Origin of the sequence: Microcoleus sp. B4-D4, assembly GCF_036705185.1 — a bacterium.
GTDB lineage: Bacteria > Cyanobacteriota > Cyanobacteriia > Cyanobacteriales > Microcoleaceae > Microcoleus.
The window spans coordinates 36,055-60,296 of sequence record NZ_JAUBTX010000025.1 but is presented as its reverse complement, the minus strand read 5'-3'; the positions used below and the strand labels follow the sequence as shown (position 1 = coordinate 60,296).

Here is a 24,242-nt window from a genome sequence, read left to right as displayed (position 1 = left end):
ACTTTCAGGCTCTGTCAGGGAACGCCTAAAATATTTCATATTCGATTTCTCCTCAATCACTCAAAGGCGACGGCTACCAGTGTATACTTGATATTTTATCCCAAATTTTTATGTACTTCTGAGACACACATTCTGCCAGAACAGGAGATCAAAATGGCAAAAGCCTCAAAAATACCACCGGAACCAGAGATTACAGATAAACAAAGAGAAGCCGCAGAAGCAGAAATTCGGGAAAAGCAAAAAACAGTTGACTATGACACAAAAGAATATCCAGTGGAAGTGCTTGTCCAGAAATATAGAGATGGGCTAGAGGAAGACATCAGCGAATTGTACATACCAGACTATCAACGAGAGCTGATTTGGGAAGAAACTCGGCAGTCAAAGTTTATTGAATCTATCTTTCTAGGACTACCCATACCCTATATTTTTGTTGCCGATTTGCCGCCCAAGCCAGAAGATGATGAGGATGATTTAGGTAGGCTAGAAATTGTTGATGGAACCCAACGTATCCGTACTTTAGACAGATTTCTAAGTAACAAGCTAAAGCTGTCTGAATTAGAAAAACTCAGAAATCTTAACAACTTCAAATTCAGCGATTTACCGCTGGCAAGACAGAGACGATTTAACAGATCTACCATTCGCATGATTGTCTTGACTGAGCAAGCTGATGAAGAAACCCGACGGGATATGTTTGAGCGCATCAATACTGGTAGCGTCCAACTAAATGACATGGAGAAGCGTAGAGGCATATCTCCTGGCCCATTTGTCAATCTTCTTGAAGAACTTGCCAAAACTCCCAAATTTATTAAACTATGCCCCTTGTCGGAGGCACTTGTTCGCAAACGGGAACCAGAAGAATTTGTCCTGCGTTTTTTTGCATATTTAAATAATTATAAAAACTTTGACAAACGAGTTAATGAATTTCTTAACGAATATCTAGAAGAACATAACCATGTTGGAATTAACCAAGACGGTATGCGCTCTGAATTTCACAAAATGTTAGACTTTGTTGAAAAATACTTTTCCAATGGATTTAGCAAATTAAAAGGTCATGTCAAAACACCAAGAATTCGATTCGAGGCAATTTCTGTAGGTGTTGCACTTGCCTTAAGAGAAAAAAGCGATCTTGTGCCAAAGTCAATGAAATGGCTTGACTCACCAGAATTTAAGGAATATACTACCTCTGACGCAAGTAACTCCAAACCTAAAGTAATTAAGCGTATTGAATATGTTCGCGATCGACTTCTCGATAAAGCATGACTAGCACATTATTTCAGGACTTCAATGAACGTTCTCAAGAAGTGAGCAAATATTTTATGTTCTTGAAGAGTTTGGAGCAGGGAACTACTAAATTAAGTATGCAAGGTCAGGGAGGAATCCCAAAAATCAAAGAAATTGATTCTGAGTTAATCAAGACGTTAAAAGCTAGTGGTTTTCTGTTGCTCTATAACCTAGTGGAAGCAACAATGCGAAATGCTATCGAAGCAATATTTGATGAACTTCGAGGTAGAGGCATTTCTTACGACCAAGTTAAACCTGAACTCAAGAAAATCGTGCTCAAAAACTTAAAAAAGAGAAACCCTGACATAATTTTTTCAAGTATAACAGCCATTTCGCTCGATATTATTACTGCAGGCTTCGATAAAAAAGATTTATTTTCAGGTAATATTGATGGACTAAAAATAAGAGCAACGGCGACAGAATATGGATTTTCTCATTTGACTAACTATGCCAAAACTGGAAATGGCAGTGATTTACTAATTATTAAAACCAATAGAAATGATTTAGCACATGGTTTTAAATCTTTTGCGGACGTAGGCAAAGATAAGACTGCCAATGAGTTATTAGAAATCAAGAATAACACAGTCAGATATTTAAGGCAAATACTGCAAAATATTGAACAATATTTATCAAATCAAGACTACTTAGATTCAGCTACGGCAGGCACTGCTTAAATAAACTGTTCAATATGATTTAGTATACTGTGAGCAATTACTTGACCAAGTTTGACAGGCACAGCATTGCCAATCAAGCGTCCTACTAGATCGATCGATCTTGATTCATCATGGGCTACAAACTCATATTCTAGTGGAAAAGTTTGTAATAAAGCTGCTTCTCTGAGAGAAATTGCCCTATCTTGTTCGGGATGACCAAACCGACCATTACCAAAACCAAAACATTGCGTAGTAATAGTTGGGCTGGGTTTATCCCACTCCATTCGACCATATACTCCCGGATAGGTTTTACCACTCTTTTTTAGGTGGCATTCTGCAATTAAGTCTTGAGGCCAATCTCGCCAAGTTCCTCCAGGTTGGGAAGCACGAATACGGCGCAGATTTAGATCCGAAAGTTTACTACATCTATGCAGACGATCTATTTTAGAGGATTCACCCGCAGAAAGAGGTTCAAGGTTTTCTATAGTTTCTCGTACTGTTTTGTACAATTTTGGCTGATGTGTCGATGGAATTAAATTAATTTCGCCAAATTTTGAAGCAAGTAAGACTAATCGCTTTCGAGATTGAGGAATTCCATAATCTAGACAGTTAACTTCATAAGATTCAAAGTAATAGTTTAACTTTTTCAACTCAGTGATAAATTCTTCAAAAACCGCATGATGTTTTAACTGAAGTACATTTTCCATTGAAATAATATCCGGTTGGCATTCTTCAATGAGACGAGCAAAATCGCGACATAGTTTCCACTTCAATTGTCGATCGTTGTAACGTCTTGAATAACTGGAAAATGGTTGACAAGGAGCGCATCCGGCTAAAATGCTTATACTACTTGTAGAAAAATGTTCTGCTAAATCAGAACCGCTGATATTTGCGACATCTTGTAATATAAATTTTGCTTTGTTGTTGTGTTCGTATGGAAATTTACACGCAGGATCAATATCATATCCAGCTTTGACTGGAAGACCTGCTTGTTCAAACCCATGCGTTAGTCCTCCAGCACCACAAAATAAATCTACTGTAGAGATGCTTCTAGTCATTAACTCGCTCTTGTTAGGATACCCGAACCAACAGGGTAGTCTAGCTTATTTGGCTGCAAACTACAAGACAGCGAGTTAGCGTGTTACTTTGACTGATTGTACCTGATGCGGTTGAAAACTTCTGTATACCCCACGATTGGCAAATATACCGCCCAGATTTGTTTGTATGGCCCCGATTTCAACCACCCCGCTGCTTTTTCAACTAACAGCAACCGCCGCCATCATAGTGCCAAGTCGAATCAGTAATCAACACCTTATCCGGCATCAATCCCCCCAACTTCCCAGCCGTTTTATCGCACACTGCCGCCGGAACTCCCCGCTGCAAAACGTGACCTGCACCGTCATCAAATATCTCATCAGACCCCGCGTAAATCGCCGTCTTGCCAGTGAAAATACAAGCGCCATCCGGGGGAATGTCCACTTTAAAAGACACTGTATCGAGGCTTTCTAACAGCAAATCCGCATCCAATTTGTAATTGTGTTTGTCGAGCAACCGGTAAGGACGGCGCGCCCGGACTTCCACTTGCCCAAAGCCCACACCTACAAGGTGTTGAACGTATTCTGCGTAGATCAGAGCCCCCGACAAACACAAAGCCCGCAAGCGTTGGTCTTCCTTCAAATGTTGCGGAATGGGGCGAGTTGCGATCGGATCGCTCATTAACAACCTACCCCCTGGCTTCAACACTCGATAGGTCTCTTTTAATGCCTTAGCTAAATCCGCCGGTTCAAAGATATTAAACAAGCAATTTTGTGCAACAACATCGACAGAGGCATCCGGCACCGGCAACGCAAAAGCATCGCCTTCGCGAATTTCTACAAAACTCGCATCAAACCAATCATTTTCTTGGGCTGCCTTTTGCAAGTTGCGTGCAGCCGCCTCTCGCATTGTTGCAACCGGGTCAACGGCAATCACTGCTCCTTTTTGTCGAGAAAAATAAGCAAATTGCAGTGCTTCTAAGCCGCCGCCGACTCCGACATAAAGCACGATGGGATTACCGACAAGTTCGGCGGCGTGAACTGTTGTGCCGCAGCCGTAGTTCATTTCTTGCATTTGTTGGGGGATGTTTAATCCTGGCAGTTGCAAGGGGCTGCTTTGGACGCAGCAAAGTCCGATTTGGGGGGTTTCGGCTACGTCGCTATAGAATTGGGCCGCAGTTTCGAGATAGGTCATTTTTGATTTTTCTGGTTTTTGTTTTTGACTGCAGATTGAGGCGGATTTACGCGGATGAACGCTGATTAATTCAGAAATATTTAGGTTTCAAATTTGACTTTTTGTTCGGATTTGGGCGGGTTTTATGGTTCAAAAACTGTTCGTTCTGGGGCTGATTGGGAGTTTTCGGGAGTGGCAACTGGGGGCGCTGGCGCTATCAGATTGGGAGATGTTTCTGGTAGTGCAGGAGCGACTATTTTTGGTATTGGAGCTTTTTCGGTTATTTCTGGCAGAGTTGGAGAATTTGAAAAGGTATCGGGTTCGGTAACTTGATGCAAAAAGTTGCGGAACCGATTGTAGTATCCTCCATCTTCCTGTTTTTGTGTTGGGGGTGCTGTTTGTATCGGTTCTATTGTTTTAATTGGTTCTACAAGTTTGGGGGTTTGTAGTTGTGGGGTTGCTGTGGGTTGTGGTTCTATTTCTTGAACTGGTTCCACAATTTTCGGTGATTCTAATTCTGGTGTTGTTGTGGGTTGTGGTTCTATTTCTTGAACTGGTTCCACAATTTTCGGTGCTTGGAGTTGCGGGGTGGCTGTGGGTGCGGGTTCTGTTATTTGAACGGGTGCAACTTCGGGAGCAATTGTTCTATCTAAGTTAGGTTGGGTTACTGGGGTTTCTGGAACTGCTGTTTCGGGTTCGGCTGCTGGTATTTTTTCTACTGTTGGTGGGGGTGTTGGTTCTGGGGTTGGGGTTGGTGTGGGGGCTTGGTAGGTGCGATCGACTATGCCGCGAGCATCTGCTACCGTTAGGGAACCCCGCACTAATTTGGAAAGGGTGTCTTGCTCCTGGGGTTGGTAATTTACCAGTTTGGCTGTGTTGTTAAAGGCGTTTTTGACGCTATTTCCCGCCTCGTCGATTAATTCTAGCTGTACCCAGTTTTTCCCTGGCTTGAATCCTTTAAGATATATAGGTTGCCACTGGTCGATCGCAAAGCTTTGGCCGTTAACTGTGGCTCGAATTTTCCAATCGAGTATTTCATCTTGGGAATTTTGTTGCGCCACTTGGTGCAGGGGAGCATTTGTCAGGTAAAAGTCAAGCATGATGGGTTCTGCCCCGTAGCTGCCTTGGGGGCTGTTGTACGTTAATAGGGGCAATGTTCGATCGGGATTATTGTTCTGTGTTTTGGTAAAAATGTGGAAGGTGGTTTGGGCGTAAGCACCTTCGTTTTTAAAGCTTTCTTCCCAAGGACGAGCCGCGAACACCCGCAGGGTATGGGTTCCGGGTTCTAAGTCTGAGAGTGTTAAAGGCTGGTTGATGTCGTAAACTGCTGCATAAGGTTGGTTGTCTAATAAAACTTGCAGGTGGGGCCCCAAACCCAAGTTTGCGTCTTTGAAAAGGGGTAAGTTCTTTACTTGGAACTGAACGGACACATTTATATCCTGAAGCACTTCGTCAGGTTTGGGATTCAAAATACTAATTTGAGGCTGATATATTTCTAGCGCCTGACGCAGTTGTTGAATGGCTTCTGGGGGAGAAACCTCTGAAATTTTGTTTGCTGGGGCGGTAGCTGAGCCACTCTTGTTCCCTGATGCGGGGAATTCGGACTCGCGCGCCCCACAACTTGCTAAACCGAAAATTAATACTGCTGCTGCGAACAATGCCACCAGCCTGCCCGCAACCGTTCTGTGCCAATTGATGCCAATCACGCAACCATACTCCTAGAAGCCTTCTCATAGGGAACTATAGCCCAAAACTGAATGTTGTATTGGGGAATTGCCGATCGAGAATTCCTGAGAGCTCTCTTCCTGCGATTGAGCGTCTGCGGGCGACTAATCCGAGCTCGCGAAGAAATCTCGCAGCCGTTTTCCCAAAAATCTCTCTATAAACTTAGTATTCCTCAATTACCTTATCTTTGAGTTTTGTAAATTTAATTGCAATACCCCTTGACTTTTGCAAGGCTATGTGAAAAATAAAGGGCTAATTCCATCGAGAATAGAAGGTTTTTTAAGTATTGTTAACAAGCGATGAATAGTCCTGTAGCAAGCTTATAATTCATAAAACTCCCTCAAAAGGAGCAGCCGCATCAAACCTGATATTAAGGATGCGATCGGTTGCTTCAGATAACGAGAAGAGTTGGCAGTACCCAGATATATTGTTAGCGACACTGGGGAACTGGCTTCTTTAGAGAAGCAAAACGCTTGGGGAAACGGTACACCTGTATCTAACTCTGCAAAGAGTGAAGTGCAAGCAGTATCGGTCAACCGAGAATACCCCGCCTAATTAAGCGTGGGAAATGTCAGATACAGTATTCAGTTCTCGTTCCTTGTCTTACCGAGAGGAGAGTCTTCATGACCATTAGTCCTCCAGAGCGAGAGGTAAAAGTTAGGGTAGTAGTCGATAAAGATCCCGTTCCAACTTCTTTCGAGAAGTGGTCTAAACCGGGACATTTCGATCGCACTCTAGCTAAGGGGCCAAAAACCACCACTTGGATTTGGAACCTCCACGCTAACGCTCACGACTTCGACAGTCATACAAGTGATTTAGAAGACGTTTCGCGCAAAATCTTTAGCGCTCACTTCGGCCACTTGGCAGTAATTTTCGTATGGTTAAGCGGCGCATATTTCCACGGCGCTAAATTCTCCAACTACGAAGCTTGGCTGACAGATCCAACAGCCATTAAGCCCAGCGCTCAAGTGGTTTGGCCGATTTTTGGTCAAGAAATTTTAAATGCAGATGTAGGCGGCGGCTTTCACGGAATTCAGATCACCTCTGGTCTGTTTCAACTGTGGCGCGCTAATGGCATCACTAACTCATACCAGCTATATTGCACTGCGATCGGCGCTTTGGTAATGGCAGCTTTGATGCTATTTGCCGGTTGGTTCCACTATCACGTCCGCGCTCCGAAACTGGAATGGTTTCAGAACGTAGAATCGATGATGAACCACCACTTGGCAGGTTTGCTCGGCTGCGGATGCTTGGGCTTTGCAGGACAACAAATTCACGTTGCTCTGCCGATAAATGCTTGCATGGACGCGATAGATGCAGGCGCACCCCTGACAGTGGGCGGCAAGCTGATTAAAACAGTTGCTGATATCCCCCTGCCGCATGAGTGGATTTTGACACCGGGCTTGATGGCTGACATCTACCCGAGTTTCGCAAAAGGTTTAACCCCCTTCTTCACCCTCAACTGGGGCGCATACGCAGACTTCCTGACCTTCAAAGGCGGTCTGAACCCTACTACAGGCGGTTTGTGGCTGACAGATACAGCGCACCATCACTTAGCTTTGGCAGTGCTGTTCATCGTCGCTGGACACTTCTATCGCACGAACTGGGGCATTGGCCACAGCTTCAAAGAAGTTCTGGAAGCTCACAAAGGCCCCTTCACTGGCGAAGGCCACAAGGGAATGTACGAAATTTTCACACAGTCTTGGCACTGCCAACTGTCGTGGAACTTGGCCTGGATGGGCTCTTTGAGCATCATCGTGGCTCACCACATGTACGCGATGCCTCCGTATCCGTACATCGCAACCGACTACCCGACTCAGCTATCCCTGTTCACCCACCACATGTGGATTGGCGGATTCCTGATTGTTGGAGCAGCGGCTCACGCAGCAATTTTCATGGTGCGAGATTACAATCCGACTCAGCACGTTAATAACTTGCTCGATCGCGTAATCCGCCATAGAGATGCAATTATCTCTCACCTCAACTGGGTTTGCATATTCTTAGGCTTCCACAGCTTCGGTTTGTACGTTCACAACGATACAATGCGGGCTTTCGGTCGTCCTCAAGATTTGTTCTCGGATACCGGGATTCAGTTGCGTCCGATATTTGCCCAGTGGGTGCAAAACATCCACGCTTTGGCTCCGGGAACAACAGCGCCTAATGCTACGGAAATCGTCAGCCACGCTTTTGGCGGCGGTGCAGTAGTAGTCGGTGGCAAAATAGCGATGATGCCGATCGAATTGGGTACGGCGGACTTTTTAATCCACCACATCCACGCTTTCACAATTCACGTTACAGTCCTGATTCTTTTGAAGGGCGTGTTGTTTGCACGCAGTTCACGCTTGGTTCCTGACAAAGGTAACTTGGGCTTCCGGTTCCCTTGCGACGGCCCCGGCCGTGGCGGCACCTGCCAAGTATCCGGTTGGGATCACGTTTTCCTCGGCTTGTTCTGGATGTACAACTGCATCTCGATCGTGATTTTCCACTTTAGCTGGAAAATGCAGTCGGACGTGTGGGGAACAGTATCGCCAGACGGCACAATTTCTCACATCACCGGCGGCAACTTCGCACAAAGTGCGATCACGATTAACGGCTGGCTGCGGGACTTCCTGTGGGCGCAAGCTTCTCAGGTAATTCAGTCCTACGGTTCGGCACTGTCGGCCTACGGTCTGATGTTCCTAGCCGGACACTTCGTATTCGCTTTCAGCTTGATGTTCCTGTTCAGCGGCCGCGGCTACTGGCAAGAACTGATTGAGTCCATTGTTTGGGCTCATAACAAACTCAAAGTGTCTCCGTCGATTCAGCCTCGCGCTCTGAGCATTATTCAGGGTCGGGCAGTGGGTGTAGCTCACTACCTCCTGGGAGGAATTGTCACTACTTGGGCATTCTTCCTAGCGCGAATCATCTCGGTAGGGTAAACTACCTTTAGGTTTTGGATTCAGGATTTGGGAGCAATCTCAAACCCAGAATCCAAACCTCGGAACCGAACCTCTTCAACGTTCAGGATTCAGGATTAATCAAGGCTTATGGCAACGAAATTTCCAAAATTTAGCCAAGACCTTGCCCAAGACCCGACCACACGGCGGATCTGGTACGGGATTGCCACAGCGCACGATTTTGAAAGCCACGATGGCATGACCGAAGAAAATCTTTACCAAAAGATTTTTGCTTCTCACTTCGGCCACCTAGCAATCATTTTCTTGTGGACTTCGGGCAGCCTGTTCCACGTAGCATGGCAAGGTAACTTTGAACAGTGGATTAAAGACCCCCTAAATGTCCGCCCGATCGCTCACGCGATTTGGGACCCTCAATTCGGTGCTCCTGCAGTAGAAGCTTTCACTCAAGCTGGCGCTTCTAACCCTGTTGACATCTCTTACTCCGGCGTATACCACTGGTGGTACACCCAAGGGGTTCGGACTAACGGCGACCTGTATCAAGGAGCTATCTTCTTGCTACTGCTGGCTTCTGTCATGCTGTTCGCAGGTTGGTTGCACCTTCAGCCCAAGTACCGCCCGAGCTTGTCTTGGTTCAAGAATGCTGAATCTCGCCTCAACCACCACTTGGCTGGTTTGTTCGGTGTCAGCTCTTTGGCTTGGACGGGTCACATGGTTCACGTTGCTATCCCCGAATCTCGCGGACAGCACGTAGGTTGGGACAACTTCTTGTCAACTCCGCCTCACCCAGCAGGTTTGGCTCCGTTCTTCACGGGTAACTGGGGCGTATACGCCGAAAACCCAGATGCAGCGAGCCATGTCTTCGGTACTGCCGAAGGTGCAGGAACAGCAATTCTGACTTTCTTGGGTGGCTTCCATCCTCAGACAGAATCTCTGTGGTTGACAGATATTGCTCATCACCACTTGGCGATCGCAGTTCTGTTTATCGTTGCCGGTCATATGTACCGGACTAACTTCGGTATCGGTCACAGCATCAAAGAAATGTGTGACGCCAAAGATTTCTTTGGCAAAAAAGTTGAAGGCCCGTTCAATATGCCTCACCAAGGCATTTACGAGACCTACAACAACTCGCTGCACTTCCAATTGGGTTGGCACCTCGCTGCTTTAGGCGTGATCACCTCCCTGGTAGCACAGCATATGTACGCGATGCCTCCCTACGCTTTCATGGCGCAGGATCACACGACAATGGCTGCGTTGTACACCCACCACCAGTACATTGCTGGTTTCATCATGGTCGGCGCTTTCGCCCACGGAGCTATCTTCTTGGTGCGGGACTACGATCCTGAAGCAAATAAAGGTAACGTGCTCGATCGCGTGTTGCAGCACAAAGAAGCGATTATCTCTCACTTGAGCTGGGTATCGCTGTTCTTGGGCTTCCACACTCTCGGCCTGTACGTTCACAACGACGTTGTAGTCGCTTTCGGAACTCCCGAAAAACAAATCTTGATTGAACCAGTGTTCGCACAGTTCATTCAAGCTGCTCACGGAAAGGCTCTGTACGGCATGGACGTACTGTTGTCTAACCCTGACAGTATTGCTTCTACCGCTTGGCCGAACTACGCTAACGTGTGGCTCCCAGGCTGGTTGGACGGAATTAACAGCAGCACTAACTCTCTGTTCTTGGCGATCGGACCTGGCGATTTCTTGGTTCACCACGCGATCGCACTTGGCTTGCACACCACCACCTTGATCTTGGTCAAGGGCGCTCTGGATGCACGCGGTTCTAAGCTGATGCCGGACAAAAAAGACTTCGGTTATGCTTTCCCTTGCGACGGCCCCGGCCGTGGCGGTACCTGCGATGTCTCTGCTTGGGACGCCATGTACCTGTCTGTTTTCTGGATGTTGAACACCCTAGCTTGGGTAACGTTCTACTGGCACTGGAAGCACCTAGGCATCTGGCAAGGTAACGTGGCTCAGTTCAATGAGTCTTCTACCTACCTGATGGGCTGGTTCCGCGATTACCTCTGGCTGTATTCTTCTCAGTTGATCAACGGTTACAACCCGTATGGTACAAACAACTTGTCTATCTGGGCCTGGATATTCTTATTCGGACACCTGGTTTGGGCAACTGGTTTCATGTTCCTGATCTCTTGGAGAGGTTACTGGCAAGAGCTGATCGAGACTTTGGTTTGGGCTCACGAGCGCACTCCTTTGGCTAACTTGGTTCGCTGGAAAGACAAGCCTGTTGCTTTGTCGATCGTCCAAGGTCGTTTGGTTGGCTTAGTTCACTTTACGGTGGGTAATGTCTTCACTTACGCGGCCTTTGTAATTGCCTCGACGGCCGGGAAATTCGGGTAATTCTGAATTCTGGTTTCTAGGTAATTAAATGAAATCCCCTGCCTTCTGGCGGGGGATTTTTTTGGTATTTTGGTTAATGGAAATGATATCAAATCCGGTAGATCGGAATTATTATTAGTCGAAATTAGGAGACGGCAGTGCCGTGTCCCTACAATATTATTTTGGGTAGGGACACGGCACTGCCGTCTCCTCTATCATAAGGAGTGCAACCGGAATTGATATCAAGCAGGAATAAGTGCGATAATCATAAAAAACTTATTAATACTTCTATGACAGGATTAGAACCATTAATTACAAGTTGTGTTAGCGGTATCGCCCTGCCCATTTTCCAGTCAGTCTTTGAAAGTGGTGGCAAGTTTCTCGGTTTGATGGGCAAAAAGCTAAATGAGGAAACTAAACAGCTAATTTACACGGCATCGGGGGAATACAGCAAACGCTACATCAAGCGTCACGGTATGCTGAAAGTATTGGGAATGCGGGAGGCTGTGCCATTAGAATCGGTTTATACTGCTGTGCAGTTTTTGGATGACCAAGAAATCCGCAGTTTTGAATCAATCCAAAATTTAGAAGAAGCTTACCGCAAAGCAAAGAAGCGAAGTTTTCAGCAGCAAGATTGCAAGAAGCAAGAAGGGCTAAAAATTGCTAATCAGAAGCAATATTTGATGGTGTTAGGGCAGCCCGGAGCGGGAAAATCTACATTTTTGCGGAAAATAGGACTCGAAGCACTGAAGGGCAAAAAAGGCGGATTTAAGCACGATCGCATTCCTGTTTTTATCGAACTTAAAAGCTTTACATCTAGCCAGATAGACATAGAAAAATTAATTGTTGAAGAGTTTAGCATTTGTGGCTTTCCCTCTTCTGAGCAATTTATCGCTAAGGCATTAGAGCAGGGAAAGCTGTTAATCTTGCTGGATGGATTGGATGAAGTGCCGACAGTCAACACCAATGAAGTCATTAGTAAAATTCAAAATTTTGTTGACCGCTATGATAAAAATAGCTTCATTGTCTCTTGTCGCACAGCCGCTTATAGAAACAACTTTCAACGCTTTACGGATGTAAAAATTGCCGACTTTGACGATACTCAAATTGAGCAATTTATTGGTAACTGGTTTCAGTCTGAGGTTGATAAACAAGCGGGAACTGCTCAAAAATGTTGGGAGTTATTGCAAAAGCCAGAATATGCAGCAGCTAAGGAGTTAGCCCACACGCCATTATTGCTAACTTTCCTCTGCCTCATTTATGACCGTTCGCAAAAATTTCCGAATAATCGCAGTGCTCTTTACAAACAGGCTTTGCGGATATTGTTGGAAGAATGGGCGGCGGAAAAGCGTATTCAGAAAGAGGAAATTTATCAAGGACTCAGCACGGAGTTAGAAGAGAGTTTGTTATCGGAGATTGCTTATACTGGTTTTGAGAGTGATAAGCTGTTTTTTTCGCAGCGAGAAGTGGTTGAGGAAATCAAAACTTTTTTAGCAGGCAATTTGAATGCACCGAAGCATTTAGACGGTGAGGCGGTTCTGAAAGCTATTGCCGTTCAACAGGGGATTTTGGTAGAACGAGCTGAGGATGTGTTCTCGTTTTCGCATTTGACGCTTCAGGAATATCTCACGGCGCAATATATTGCTGATAATAATTTAATTGAGCAGTTAGTTACCGGCCATCTTTCCGATCTACGCTGGCCAGAAGTGTTTTTGTTGGTAGCGGGGTTGGTGCGTGCAAAAAATGGGGCTGATGGCTTGCTGCTGTTAATGGAAAAAGAAGCTCAAAAGTACATTAACACGCCGAAGTTGCAAGGGCTATTGCAATGGGCAGATGCAGCGACTAAGGACTCGGAAGGTAATTATAAGCCTGTGGGTAAACGTGCTCTGGCGATCGCTATCGCCATCGGCAACGCCAACGTTAAGGGCATCGCCAACGCCATCGCCAACGTTAACGGCATCGCTATCGCCTACCCCAACTTGATCGCCATCGGCAACGCCATCGGCAACGCCAACGCCTACGCCTACGCCATCACTATCGCCGAAGAATTTAAAAAAATCAAAATCTTCAAGGATGTGAATTGGACTGAACTGATTGCTCAACTGATAGCACTCAAAGATCGATTTCTTGATGCTAACCAATCCGACCAAACAGACTTAGCATTTTTAGATGGCCTTTTAGATACCTGGTGTAACGCACTCCATCTCAATATAGAAATAGTCAAATTATCTCAGGAAGAAGTAAAGGTGCTGACAGATTATTTATATGCCAATTATCTGATCGTCGGATGCAAAGAAGCAGCAGTGAGAATATCAGCAAAAACCTGGGAAGAAATAGAATCGCGGATGTTGGTAGTTCCAGAGAATTCTACCATTTGAGACGATCGCTCTTGAGTTACGCACTACGACTAAAGAAACCGGGTTTTTAGCTAACTTGTCTGTTACAACGAAGTATTTCGTAAAAAACCCGGTTTCTGGACACCCACCTGGTTTTCCTTTTTCTTCAAATCTCCCCATTCACCTGCATCTGATGCACCTTGTCAGCCAATTCTTGCAAGCGCTTTTCGTCCAACTCGTCGATCGCCAGCATCCCAACATAGATAATTTCCTTCAGCGTTAGTCGGGTTGCTAGCGCCTTTTTCTGCACAAGTTCCTTAATTATGGGGCTGACTCCAATGGCGGTACTGGCTCTAGTCACAAAGGTAACGGGAGATTAATAACTTCGATTAAATCTTAGCACTTTTAACCTCAGCTTTTAGCTGCGATGCAAAGCGATTAAGCGCGTCTTGAAAAGACGAAATACAAAGGTTTATAGAAGGGTGGAAAGGTCGATCGCCCTCAACCCCTCAAATCTCCCCATTTACCTGCATTTGATGTACTTTGTCAGCCAACTCTTGGCGGCTTTCCTTATCGAGTGCATCAATTGCCAGCATTCCCAAGTACACGACTTCCTTCTGAGTTAGTCTTGTCGCTTGGGCTTGTTTTTGAATGACTTCCTTTATCACGGAACTGACCGCGATCGCCGTATTAGTTTTAGCCACGAAGAATAATCAACTATTAATAACTTTCCTTGATGTTACCATCCTTAGTACGATTAAGTAAAATAATGTTTGACTAACTACAATTAATCATGCTATAGTGTAAAAAATCCAAAAAAGCGATCGCCCCCGGTCTAGACAACTTAAGGTCTATCGGCTATTCTTCCAAAACCTCAACCAAATCCTCAATCATCACATCAAAAGTTCGAGCTAACCTCCGCAGGCAAGTAAAGTCTACCATTGCCATTTCAGGACGCCGAGCATAGCTTCTGACGGTGCTATAAATTACCCCAGAGCGATCGGATACTTCCTTAAGCGTCCAGCCCTTCTCCGCCGCTAGTTCCCGAATTTTTAGCCTGACTAAACCCATGCTTGATAGTTGATGCAATTGCGTAGTTATTTTATAAAGATAGATTATTTTGACCGAGGATGCTCAAGGTCGATCGGCTATTCCTCCAAAATCTCTACCAAATCCTCAATCATAATATCGAAAATGCGAGCCAACCTATGTAAGTAGGCGAAATTAACGGTTGTCATGCCTTGACATTGGGCATAGTTTCTGATGGTGCTGTAACCAATGCCCGATCGATCGGAAACTTCCTTAAGCGTCCATCCATTCTGCTCTGCAAACTCCCGAATCCGCAACCTCACTAACCCTTTACTCATACTTACTTGACAAATGACAATCTGCTGTCGTTTAATATTAGATATCTGAAAAAGCGATCGGCTATTCCTCCAAAACCTCAACCAAATCCTCAATCATCACATCAAAAGTTCGAGCTAATTTCAGCAGTAAGGTAAAGTCAACCGTTGTCAGCCCGGGACAGCGGGCATAGTGCTTGACAGTGTTGTACACCACCCCAGAACGTTCTGAAACTTCCTTGAATGTCCAGCCTTTCTCGGCGGCTAGTTCTCTGACTTTAATTCTAACTAAACCCATGCTTGACAATGGGTGTTACAACACCTTACAATAATTTCATCTGAAAAAGCGATCGCCCTCTGGCCTCGAAAACTAAAAGGCGATCGTTTTCAAAACTTAAATAGACAGTTACTAGCTGTCTGACCTACCATCAATAGATTTATCTACAATCAGAATAGGCACTTACTATGATATCAGATACTTCGAGAAAATCATCGACGATCGCAGAATCAAAGATAATTCACAAATCTCCCATCCTGCATCCGCTGGCGCGATTCGTCACCGAAGAAACAGTCGCACTGCTGTTCGATATCGCAGTAGACGACATTTACCGCATCGAATGCTGCCGCTACATGGTTTACGTGCACGCCAAACACATCAGCCGCTTTGTCAGCTACGCCGATTTTCCCCCAATTATAGAAGTAAAGCCGATCGCCATTCAAGATTTTGGCAGATGGTACAAACGCTGGAAAAGCAAGCTAGCACCGGCATTTTGGACTAAATTCTACACGCACAAGTTTAAAAAAGCTGTTTCAGTTGACAGATTGCTGGAGTGGGGGCTCTTGGTAGCTAATGTTAAATCAGTTATTTCTGGGGCCGCGCTGCAACAGCTACGAGATGTTTATGCCCAAGAAAAAGATTTAATGGAAAAATTTTAAAGTGCGATCGCACGAGCAACTGTGAGAATGGGCACAGGCACAATTCAAATAAATGGCTAATGGATACAATGGAGGTAGAAAATGGACAATCACCATGCCTAGAAAAATTCGCGAGTTAAAAGCTCAGATTACCCGCGAAGGCTTTATTTGGCAAAACGCGGAAAACGTAGCCATGAGAGATAGCAGCATCCTTTGATTTGCAAAACCTTAACAATTCCAGGCAAAGACGGAGATGATGTGCCACGCTATGAGAGAGAAGCAGTTGGCAATATTGTTAGCGGAACTCGACGAGTTAAAGCAGGAAGATTCATGAATCGATACAGTATCAGCATCCAATGGTCTGACGAAGATCAACTTTTCCTAGTGACTATTCCAGAATTTGCCGATCGCGTTATCATGCCCTGTACCCACTGCAAAACCCGCGAAGCAGCCATCCGACATGGCGAAGAAGTGCTCGAAATGTATCTAGAAGCTTGGCAGGAAGAAGGTGAACCCATCCCGGAACCTAGCATTCTTCAAATCGCCTGAGTATAATCCAAGGCCGAAAAGTTTGTGAATCGCAGCTATCCTTCTTCGTGAATCGCCTGTTCTCTTTGTCTATTAAACTGAGACAACTAGATGATGGAATTAGACTATTGATGAATTGCTGATTTTACCGATCGCGATTTAACTTTTAAAACACTTCATCTTCGATTCCCACCCACCATTCGCCCAGATTCATTAAATCCCGGTGGAGGTCGGCAAGTTCTATCATATATTCTTCAGTCGAAATCTCCGATCGCCTTTCTTGCAGTTTTTTCAGCCGCAGTTGCACCAACAGCCACGGTTTAGAAATCCCGTCGGTTGCTTCGATATATTTTGCGACATCTTGGCTATTCATGATTCTTTTTTAGATTGGATTTTTTTTGACCGCAGAGAGCGCAGAGAGCGCAGAGGAGGAGAAGAGAGAGATGTATATTTATGATGCTAATTTATTTAATCGGTTGCTTTGATATATTTTGCGATATCTTGGCTATTCATGATTCTTTTTTAGATTGGATTTTTTTTACCACAGAGAGCGCAGAGAGCGCAGAGGAGGAGAAGAGAGAGGTGTATATTTATGATGCTAATTTATTTAATATCATACCTTTTTTGAAATCGATTAAACAACTCTCTTTTTTCCATGTCAGTTGCAACTTATATTTTGCACCATTGTCGAGAACAGGCAAAATGCCTGTTCCACAAAGAATGAGTTCTGTTGTGTGGTGGGATTCTAGCCCGCCCGCCAACATCTTTTATCTGTAATCTGAAGTCTGAATGTTCTTCAACTTCGCTGCGTATTTCATGCCGTATTCCGGGCGGCAGAAGCGATCGATCTGAGACTCGAAAAACGCCCGATTCGCCTTCAAATGCTTCGGATTTGGATCGTCCAAAGGATACAGTAGGGCAACCCGCAAAGCTTGAATCACCCCCGAAGTAACGCAGTACATCGATCGCTGGAACGTTACGCCAATTTGATTGAGAATATCATCCTCGCCGCGACACCGCTGTTTGTAGAAATCCATCAAATAAGGCGGCAGGAAGTGCAGCATATCTTGTGCTAGCAAAGTCGGCGGAATTCCGGCAGTACCTACTGGGAATTTATCTGCATACAAAACTCCGTAGTGGAAGTCTTTTTGATCGTCGGGAACTTCCTTGGCTTGCGCGTTGTACGATTTGGTTCCCCGGAACGGCGAAGTGCGGTAAAATATAGCTTCTACATAAGGTAGCGCTGCTTCGTACAGCCAAGTGAAACCTTTAGATTTCGGGATTATTTCGTAGGTTTCTCCGTCGATGACAACGTGGTGGTAAATCGGACGACCGGCGATCGCAAATATGCCATTTGTGATGAAATCCATCGCCTGCGGGACTGTGGTAACTTTGCCTTCGTCGTACAAGTCGGAAACTTCAAAAAACACCGGGGCCATTACTTCCCAAAACAAGCCGAGATTGCTGTAATAAGACATTTGGCGGCACTGTTCTAAAAACAAATCCGGGAATGCTTTGTGCAGCGCCAGCATGAACGGATCTTTTTTGAAGTAAGCTTTAATGGCGCGATCGGCATTAGCTTTGTATTCGTCGGTGTCGAGATAAGGGTCAAACTGATTGACGGGAACGTACATCCCCCGGTGCCAAAGCATCGACCTCATAACTTCTTCGGCAAATTCCATGTTAATGCGATCGTGCCACAAATGGTGAAAAAGTCGTGGCTGTTTACCAATTTCCCCTTTTTCCATGAACTCCAAAAGTTCTGGATGGGCGCTACCAGTTCCCCGCCAAATCCGCAAATCTGCATCGTCACCTGCATAGTGATTTTGCAAGTCTAAATACTCCTGGGGTAAGAAGTATTTAAAGAAGGGAAGCGGGTGTAAAAATACCCGTTCGGCGATGTAAAGCAAATCCCGCCAGTAGAAGTCCATCGGTACCGCGTAGGCTTTCCAAATCGCGATGATTTGCATCAGATTTTCCGGCGTATCGGGAATCATTGCGCCGCCGGCTTCCAGCCTGTGGATTACATCTGCAAATTCGTGCTTGGAAGGAGGGAGTTTAGTTGCTGGTTTTGTAGGAGTTTGTACCATTTTTTTTCCTTAGTTTGAGTGAATTTCAATATTTAGAAATTGCCCAATTCTGCGGCTTGGGGGGCGCGCTGATACCTTCAGCTTTTATGGGGAGTGCAGGGCACACTTGTACGATTGTGTAGCCCTTTACTGCCCCATTTAGGATACTTGCCGATCGCTTTGCGCCTATCAGGTATATGTCAAATCAATCACATGAGCGCGCAAGTCCTGTCGCTGTTATCTATCGTCATCATCATGGTCATCCGAATGCTGCCGGCGTTTTGGAGAGCGAATGTTTATCGTTGAGCCGTCCCATCGCGTAATAGAGAAAGCATCAAATTCATCTTCGTCCATCTCACCTACAACTACGATCGTTTCGCCTTTGGATAAATTGATGTTGCGCTTCTTTCGGGAGCCGCCATCGACTCTCACTTGACCGCTACCGTCGTCAATAATCCACTCATTTTCATCAGCTTCTCCGAAACCTATTACTGCCAGAAATGGTAGTTGCTGTTCTCGGTTTTTGCAAATCGGCAATTCGGGTTCTAGCTTGGGCAATAGCAGAAGTTTCTGCGACTAAAAGACCAAGTGCTGCTGCACATAAACTAATTTTGTGTGTGTGTTTCATGAGCAATTTTTACTTACTCCTTACTGCTGTTTCTATCCGGCAACAGAAACTAGATTTTATTGTTTTATTAGTTCCTGTATCTGATTCTTTTTTGAGTGTAACACATTTGCAATTCAAAGGAATCAAGATTTCTTGGCGCGGACAGATCGACTGATTTAAAGCATTGCGAGAAAACTAAAAATATTTTCCCGTTTCATGAGTTTTTATTTCCTAGCAATCAGTGCTATTTTGTCAGTCGGTTAAACTCTAGCGTCTATTTGTCAAGCACCAGTCTTTGACGGATGTATCCTATTTTAACACATTGATAATCTGCCGAAGGAAGAAGAAGAAAGCAGAAAGAAGAAGAAAGCAGAATCATAAAAGACTCGTACTTTTTCCATCCTCCACTTTCTCACGCTCTATTTATCCGGCTGATAGCTGACAGCTACTTGAGAATATCTGCCCGTTGACAGAGTTACTGCCATCGCATTTGTAGTAGATTCGCTCCACTTCAACAGCCACACCGGTTGCACTCCCAAGAAGAAAATGAGAGTGGCTAAGACTAGGGCTGGCATATTTTCGGCAAACTTAACTGGAGGGTAGTAAGCCGTGGCGTTGTCCAACTTTCCAAAACAGGTGCGGTTGAGCAGAATTACAAAGTAAACTGCTGTTAACCCGGAGGCTAAAATGCACAGTAAAGTCGGAATTGGAAATGCTGAAAAACTGCCTTGGAATACTAAAAATTCGGCGATAAAACCGACTAAACCGGGAATGCCGGCGCTTGCCATGCCTCCCAAAACTAACAGCGAACTTGCTGTGGGCAAACCCCGCAGCGGATTCATCAAGCCGTTGAGCACGTCCAAATCCCGCGTGCCGGCTTTGGTTTCGATGATGCCTACTAGATAAAATAGCAAAGCTAAAATCAAGCCGTGGCTTACCATTTGCCCGACTGCACCGATTAAGGCGAGTTTTGTTCCGGCGGCACAGGCGACGAGGATGTAGCCCATATGCCCGATCGAACTATAGGCTACCATGCGCTTGATATCTTTTTGGGCGATCGCGCTCAAAGCACCGTACATCACGCTGACTGTCCCGATTATCGCTAAACCGGGAGCGACAATCGACCAAGTTTCGGGAAACAACTGCAAACCAAACCGGATTAAGCCGTAAGTTCCCAATTTCGCCAAAACACCTCCCAACAAAATTGCTGTTGCTGGCGAAGCTTCGACGTAGGCATCCGGCAGCCATGTATGAAGGGGCACTAAAGGAATTTTAATTCCCAACCCAATCAGCACAATAGTTAGCAGGATTAATTGAGTTTTAAAGGACAAGTCTTGAGTAGTAATCGCACTGTAATCGAAGTTTAAAGAGCCGCTCAGCCAAGCTACACCCAAAAATCCAGCTAAAACTAAAAGTCCCGAAACAGCCGTATAAATCAGAAACTTCATCGCCGCGTATTCCCGCTGCTTGCCACCCCAAATCGCAATTAAGAGGTAAAAAGGAATTAATTCTAGCTCGTAAAAAAGTACGAACAACAGCAAATTTTGAGACATCAATGCCCCAACGACACCCGCATTGATCAGCAAAATCATCGCGTAGTAAAGCTGTGGACGAGCTATTCCTTCGCCGGTGCCGTAAATCACTAATAGCGTCAACAATCCGGTTAAAACAATTAGCGGCAAAGATAAGCCGTCAACCCCTAAGTTGTAGCTCAAACCTAATTGGGGAATCCAAGGCAAATATTCTTGAAATTGCAGTCCTGAATTTGTCGTGTCAAATTGAGTCAGCAGCAAGATATTTAACAGGAAAATAGCAACAGCGAAGGCGGAGGCTATTGAGCGCAGTCGCATTGCATTGATATTTCCTGGTAAGAAACCCACTACCGCAGCGCCCAACGCGGGCAACCAGAGCAAGGCACTAAGCATAATGTGTGAAGAGTGAAGAGTAAAGAATCAAGTTTCTATGTTTTTGTGATTGATAATTTGAGAGTTTAGATGTTAACTTTACCCCAAATTGTCAATCAAAAATTGCATCACGAATCAGCAATAATGCTGACTACACCAGTGTCTAAATCGTAGTATCCACCCACAACTTTCAGTTTATTCTCCTCAATTAACTTAGAGATGACTGGAGATGCTTTCAACCTTTTAGCTTGTAGCAAAACATTGGCTTTTGAGGCATTTTCTAGATGATCGCCCGTTTGACCTTTCGAGCTTTCTACAGCAGGCTTAATTGCTTCTAGCAAACTGCCAATTTGACCGGGAACCTGAGCTCCTTTGATGGTTGCGTCTACCGCACCGCATCTTTTATGCCCGACTACCACAAGCACTTTTGCTCCGAGTACCAGAGTGCCAAATTCCAAGCTGCCAATTTCTTCTGGGGTAGCCACATTTCCGGCCACGCGACAGACAAATAAATCTCCAAATCCCTGATCGAAAATAATCTCGGAAGGAAAGCGGGAATCTGCACAGCCAAGAATAGCAGCAAAGGGTTTTTGAGCTTTGGCAATTTCGGTGAGGCGGGGGAAGTCTTGGTGGGGACTTGTGCGTTTTTTGTCAACAAATCGCTTGTTCCCATCCATTAAGCTTTTCAAAGCTGCATCGGGATTCATGTCATTTTGAGCAATTGCTGGTGCCGGTGCAGCCACATCAGCGCCTACTCGTGCTGCGAGTATTCCTGTACCTATTGCTCCTGCTACAAATTTGATTGAATTACGTCGGGAAAGATTGACTGGTCGGTTATTGTCTTTCATGTACTTGGGATTGTTGGAGCGGGTTTGAAATCTTTATTCGAGAATTCATTTATTTAAGATTTTAGGTTATAAATGTCACCTAAAATTTTAAGTGTTTGAAATCTTTATTCGAGAATTCATTTATTTAAGATTTTAGGTTATAAATGTCACCTAAAATTTTAAATGTTATATCTCTTTACCCGCCAACAATCAGCGAGAGACGAGCCAACAAAGGCCAGCTTACTAGCAGTCCCAAAAGTGCAACTCCGAACAAAATAGTCAGGGCGTAAAATTGAGTTTGACCGTTGACGTTGTATTTGAGACTTTGACCGCCTAAAACTGTGGCAAAACCTATTAAATTTACGAATCCGTCAACAATATTGCGATCGACCCAGGATATGATTTGGGATACCAGACCGACGGCAAATACCACTGTGACGCGGTAAAGTTTGGCGGTGTAAAAGTCGTAGGCAAAGAAGTCTTGTACGGCTTGAGAACCAATTCGCACCGGTTTTTCCCACTTTTCGTTGAGATAAATAAATGCCCCTGCACCGATGCCGATCGCGCTTGACAAAACTAACAGTCCGGCCGCAGTATAATTCAAAGTTGCCAAAGGCAAAAGTTGCCACGCGGCGAGCAAGTGCGGAACGTGCAAGGTAAATCCCATTAACACGGTCATCGGCAAGATAAAAGGCCAGGAAACTTCGGGGGAACGTTCGGTCATTTGCTTTGGTTTGCCGCCGAAAACTAAACCGAAAACGCGCACTAAGCCAAAAGCAGTTACGCCGTTGACAAACAGCACTATTCCTAACAGTGAAGGGTGGGTATTCCAAAGCCCGCCTGCTAGTTCCGATAAAGCCCAGAAGCAGCCGAATGGTGGCAGTCCAATCACTCCTGCAGCGCCGACAAGAAACGATATGCCGGATATTGGACGCTTGGGCCACAAACCGCCGAGAGCTCGGACATCTTGAGTGATGCTGTTCCAAACTACTGAACCAATGCTCATCACCAGCAAACCCATTGCCAAGGAATAAGCAAATATCAATGTCAAAGCTGTTTGGGTTTGTCCGGTACCGACGGCGATAAATACTAAGCCCATGTAAGAGCTAACTATATAAGATAGCGTGCGCTTGATGTCGATTTGGGCGATCGCAATTAAGGAAGCACCAACAGCCGTTGCAGCACCTACAATAATAGTTGTCTTCAGTCCCACGGGCGACAAAGCGATGACCGGCTGCAATTTAATCAAAATCCAAGCGCCGGTTTCCACAACTACCGTGTTCCGCAAAATCGTTGCCGGCAAGGGGCCTTCCATCGCTTCATCCAGCCACAGGTGCAGGGGAAATTGGGCGCATTTGCCCATCGGGCCGGCAATCAAAGCTAAACTCAACAGCGTGGCGACGGTGGGGTCAATGTTTGCAGTCTGAGCCCAAACTGCCAACTCGTCAAAGTTCCAAGTTCCAGCCAGCGGCAGAATTGCAACTACTCCCATCAGTAGGAATAAGTCTCCCACCCGCTTAGTCAAGAAAGCGTCGCGGGCTCCCGTCACTACCAAAGATTGATTGAACCACAACCCGATTAGCAGGTAAGTTCCCAGAGTCAGGACTTCCAGAATCATGTAGCTGAAAAACAGGGAGTTGGACAAAACTAAGCTGCACATCCCCGCTTCAAACAGCCCCATCAGGGAGAAGAACCTCGCCCAGCCCCAGTCCATTTCCATGTAGCCGAAGGCATAAACCTGCGCCACAAAGTTTAGTCCGGTAATCAAAACTGTAGCCCCGACGGTGACAACAGAGATTTCTACGGGAATGGTGAGGTCTAAACCTGCGACGTTCAGCCAGGGAATCAACTGCTGTTGTGCCGGTTGGTTCCAGGCTGCGGTTAGGGCTATGACGCCGTGGGCGAAAGCGAAGAAGGTTAAAATGGCGTTTATGTAACCGGAGGGTCTAGGGCCCGTGCGGCGGGTTAGTCCAGGAAACCACAGTATCGACAGAAATGCGCCGATGAGTGGGTAGCAAGGTATAAACCAAACGGTCTGGAGTAGGATTTGAGCCATTGGCACTACCTGTAAATGTTACAAAAAATTAATAATCTGAGAATAATCTCGATCGCCAGTAAAGAAATTTTGGGGTGACTGCGAATTTCTTGTCGTTTTGAAGCCGGCGCTTCAGAATAGACTTATTAATTTTATATTAAGGATTGCCTGAAATTTTCATATTCCCTGATTCAGGGTACTTATATACAGATAAACTGTACTTATATGATGCAAATATCAGAGGGCGATTGAAACCTGGTTTACACAAACGACGTCTGCGACTCGACTTCCCTTGCCGAACACCTCTCCATACCCAAGAGGACAACATAGGTCTTCAACCCGCTTTCGAGTGGGTGCAAGCCTGTCCAGACGAGGTTTCTACCGCCCTGTCTTGTTCTAAGGATTAAAGCTGCTCAATGTCCCGTGCTGCTAAAGGCAGTTTGGCTTGTCGCTGTCCGATCGCCCTTGCTCTAACATTCAAAAGACCGATCGGCGCATCTAACAAATCTACCAGATCGGCGCGGGCAAAATCGCTTTTAGCAGCAGCAATCGGTAATTCCTTTAACAGCCACTAGCCAGC

24 protein-coding genes are annotated in these 24,242 nt (G+C 45.5%); 10 read left to right on the top strand and 14 right to left on the bottom strand.

Going from position 1 to position 24,242, the window contains the following annotated elements; genetic code table 11:
• Positions 1-153: 153 nt before the first annotated feature.
• Entirely contained in the window at positions 154-1,260 is a 1,107-nt protein-coding gene (locus tag QUB13_RS18655) for a DUF262 domain-containing protein (protein WP_333383267.1), read from the top strand.
• A complete protein-coding gene (locus tag QUB13_RS18650) occupies positions 1,257-1,955 on the top strand; it encodes an MAE_28990/MAE_18760 family HEPN-like nuclease (RefSeq protein ID WP_333383263.1) in 699 nt (232 codons plus the stop codon). The genes QUB13_RS18655 and QUB13_RS18650 overlap by 4 nt, the downstream gene beginning before the upstream one ends.
• On the opposite strand, the gene QUB13_RS18645 is transcribed toward QUB13_RS18650, so the two are convergent.
• The 3 genes from QUB13_RS18645 to QUB13_RS18635 form a co-directional block, all read right to left on the bottom strand.
• The gene (locus QUB13_RS18645; protein ID WP_333383260.1) at positions 1,952-2,992 is read right to left on the bottom strand and encodes a DNA cytosine methyltransferase; all 1,041 of its coding nucleotides are present in this window, start codon (positions 2,990-2,992) and stop codon (positions 1,952-1,954) included. The two genes, QUB13_RS18650 and QUB13_RS18645, sit on opposite strands and share 4 nt — an antisense overlap.
• 202 nt (positions 2,993-3,194) lie before the next feature.
• Complete coding sequence (arsM, locus tag QUB13_RS18640; protein ID WP_333383257.1) at positions 3,195-4,163, bottom strand: arsenosugar biosynthesis arsenite methyltransferase ArsM; 969 nt, start codon at positions 4,161-4,163, stop codon at positions 3,195-3,197.
• Positions 4,164-4,285: 122 nt separating this feature from the next.
• A complete protein-coding gene (locus QUB13_RS18635) occupies positions 4,286-5,848 on the bottom strand; it encodes a hypothetical protein (RefSeq protein WP_333383254.1) in 1,563 nt (520 codons plus the stop codon).
• A gap of 427 nt (positions 5,849-6,275) precedes the next feature.
• Between QUB13_RS18635 and QUB13_RS18630 the strand changes: the two genes are divergently transcribed.
• The 4 genes from QUB13_RS18630 to QUB13_RS18615 all read left to right on the top strand — a co-directional run bounded on the left by QUB13_RS18630 (position 6,276) and on the right by QUB13_RS18615 (position 13,476).
• Positions 6,276-6,422 (top strand): hypothetical protein, encoded by a 147-nt coding sequence (locus QUB13_RS18630; RefSeq protein ID WP_333383251.1) that lies wholly within the window; start codon positions 6,276-6,278, stop codon positions 6,420-6,422.
• A gap of 68 nt (positions 6,423-6,490) precedes the next feature.
• Complete coding sequence (gene psaA / locus QUB13_RS18625) at positions 6,491-8,785, top strand: photosystem I core protein PsaA (RefSeq protein WP_194010323.1); 2,295 nt, start codon at positions 6,491-6,493, stop codon at positions 8,783-8,785.
• Between the two features lie 108 nt (positions 8,786-8,893).
• Positions 8,894-11,119: a photosystem I core protein PsaB gene (gene psaB, locus QUB13_RS18620; RefSeq protein WP_333383247.1), complete on the top strand. Its 2,226-nt coding sequence runs from the start codon at positions 8,894-8,896 to the stop codon at positions 11,117-11,119.
• 269 nt (positions 11,120-11,388) lie between these two features.
• The gene (locus QUB13_RS18615) at positions 11,389-13,476 is read left to right on the top strand and encodes an NACHT domain-containing protein (RefSeq protein ID WP_333383244.1); all 2,088 of its coding nucleotides are present in this window, start codon (positions 11,389-11,391) and stop codon (positions 13,474-13,476) included.
• A gap of 124 nt (positions 13,477-13,600) precedes the next feature.
• Here the strand turns inward: QUB13_RS18615 and QUB13_RS18610 are convergent, their stop codons facing one another.
• From QUB13_RS18610 to QUB13_RS18590, 5 genes are all read right to left on the bottom strand, one after another.
• Positions 13,601-13,795 carry a hypothetical protein gene (locus QUB13_RS18610; RefSeq protein WP_190744088.1) on the bottom strand — a complete coding sequence of 65 codons (195 nt, stop codon included), beginning with the start codon at positions 13,793-13,795 and terminating at the stop codon, positions 13,601-13,603.
• A gap of 148 nt (positions 13,796-13,943) precedes the next feature.
• A complete protein-coding gene (locus QUB13_RS18605) occupies positions 13,944-14,138 on the bottom strand; it encodes a hypothetical protein (protein ID WP_236506337.1) in 195 nt (64 codons plus the stop codon).
• A gap of 154 nt (positions 14,139-14,292) precedes the next feature.
• On the bottom strand, positions 14,293-14,505 hold the full coding sequence (locus tag QUB13_RS18600) for a helix-turn-helix domain-containing protein (RefSeq protein WP_193974409.1): 213 nt from the start codon (positions 14,503-14,505) through the stop codon (positions 14,293-14,295).
• Between the two features lie 77 nt (positions 14,506-14,582).
• A complete protein-coding gene (locus tag QUB13_RS18595; protein WP_194010317.1) occupies positions 14,583-14,801 on the bottom strand; it encodes a helix-turn-helix domain-containing protein in 219 nt (72 codons plus the stop codon).
• A 61-nt stretch (positions 14,802-14,862) separates the two neighbouring features.
• Positions 14,863-15,075, bottom strand: coding sequence for a helix-turn-helix domain-containing protein (locus QUB13_RS18590; RefSeq protein ID WP_006631306.1), 213 nt, complete (start codon positions 15,073-15,075; stop codon positions 14,863-14,865).
• Positions 15,076-15,242: 167 nt separating this feature from the next.
• Here QUB13_RS18590 and QUB13_RS18585 point away from each other — a divergent pair, with 167 nt between their 5' ends.
• From QUB13_RS18585 to QUB13_RS18575, 3 genes are all read left to right on the top strand, one after another.
• Positions 15,243-15,713: a hypothetical protein gene (locus QUB13_RS18585; protein WP_333383241.1), complete on the top strand. Its 471-nt coding sequence runs from the start codon at positions 15,243-15,245 to the stop codon at positions 15,711-15,713.
• A gap of 52 nt (positions 15,714-15,765) precedes the next feature.
• A complete protein-coding gene (locus QUB13_RS18580; protein ID WP_333383238.1) occupies positions 15,766-15,909 on the top strand; it encodes a hypothetical protein in 144 nt (47 codons plus the stop codon).
• Positions 15,910-16,022: 113 nt separating this feature from the next.
• Positions 16,023-16,241 (top strand): type II toxin-antitoxin system HicB family antitoxin, encoded by a 219-nt coding sequence (locus tag QUB13_RS18575; RefSeq protein WP_333383324.1) that lies wholly within the window; start codon positions 16,023-16,025, stop codon positions 16,239-16,241.
• 145 nt (positions 16,242-16,386) lie between these two features.
• On the opposite strand, the gene QUB13_RS18570 is transcribed toward QUB13_RS18575, so the two are convergent.
• The 6 genes from QUB13_RS18570 to QUB13_RS18545 form a co-directional block, all read right to left on the bottom strand.
• Positions 16,387-16,593, bottom strand: coding sequence for a hypothetical protein (locus QUB13_RS18570; RefSeq protein WP_333248265.1), 207 nt, complete (start codon positions 16,591-16,593; stop codon positions 16,387-16,389).
• Positions 16,594-16,987: 394 nt separating this feature from the next.
• Positions 16,988-18,310, bottom strand: a complete 1,323-nt coding sequence (locus QUB13_RS18565) for a CO2 hydration protein (protein ID WP_333383235.1) — start codon at positions 18,308-18,310, stop codon at positions 16,988-16,990.
• Positions 18,311-18,526: 216 nt separating this feature from the next.
• Positions 18,527-18,847, bottom strand: a complete 321-nt coding sequence (locus QUB13_RS18560; protein ID WP_333383231.1) for a hypothetical protein — start codon at positions 18,845-18,847, stop codon at positions 18,527-18,529.
• A gap of 468 nt (positions 18,848-19,315) precedes the next feature.
• Complete coding sequence (locus QUB13_RS18555) at positions 19,316-20,821, bottom strand: NADH-quinone oxidoreductase subunit M (protein ID WP_333383228.1); 1,506 nt, start codon at positions 20,819-20,821, stop codon at positions 19,316-19,318.
• A gap of 107 nt (positions 20,822-20,928) precedes the next feature.
• Complete coding sequence (locus QUB13_RS18550) at positions 20,929-21,648, bottom strand: carbonic anhydrase (RefSeq protein ID WP_333383225.1); 720 nt, start codon at positions 21,646-21,648, stop codon at positions 20,929-20,931.
• 175 nt (positions 21,649-21,823) lie between these two features.
• Positions 21,824-23,683 (bottom strand): NAD(P)H-quinone oxidoreductase subunit F, encoded by a 1,860-nt coding sequence (locus QUB13_RS18545; protein ID WP_333383222.1) that lies wholly within the window; start codon positions 23,681-23,683, stop codon positions 21,824-21,826.
• A 395-nt stretch (positions 23,684-24,078) separates the two neighbouring features.
• Between QUB13_RS18545 and QUB13_RS18540 the strand changes: the two genes are divergently transcribed.
• On the top strand, positions 24,079-24,237 hold the full coding sequence (locus QUB13_RS18540; protein WP_333383219.1) for a hypothetical protein: 159 nt from the start codon (positions 24,079-24,081) through the stop codon (positions 24,235-24,237).
• Positions 24,238-24,242 lie beyond the last annotated feature (5 nt).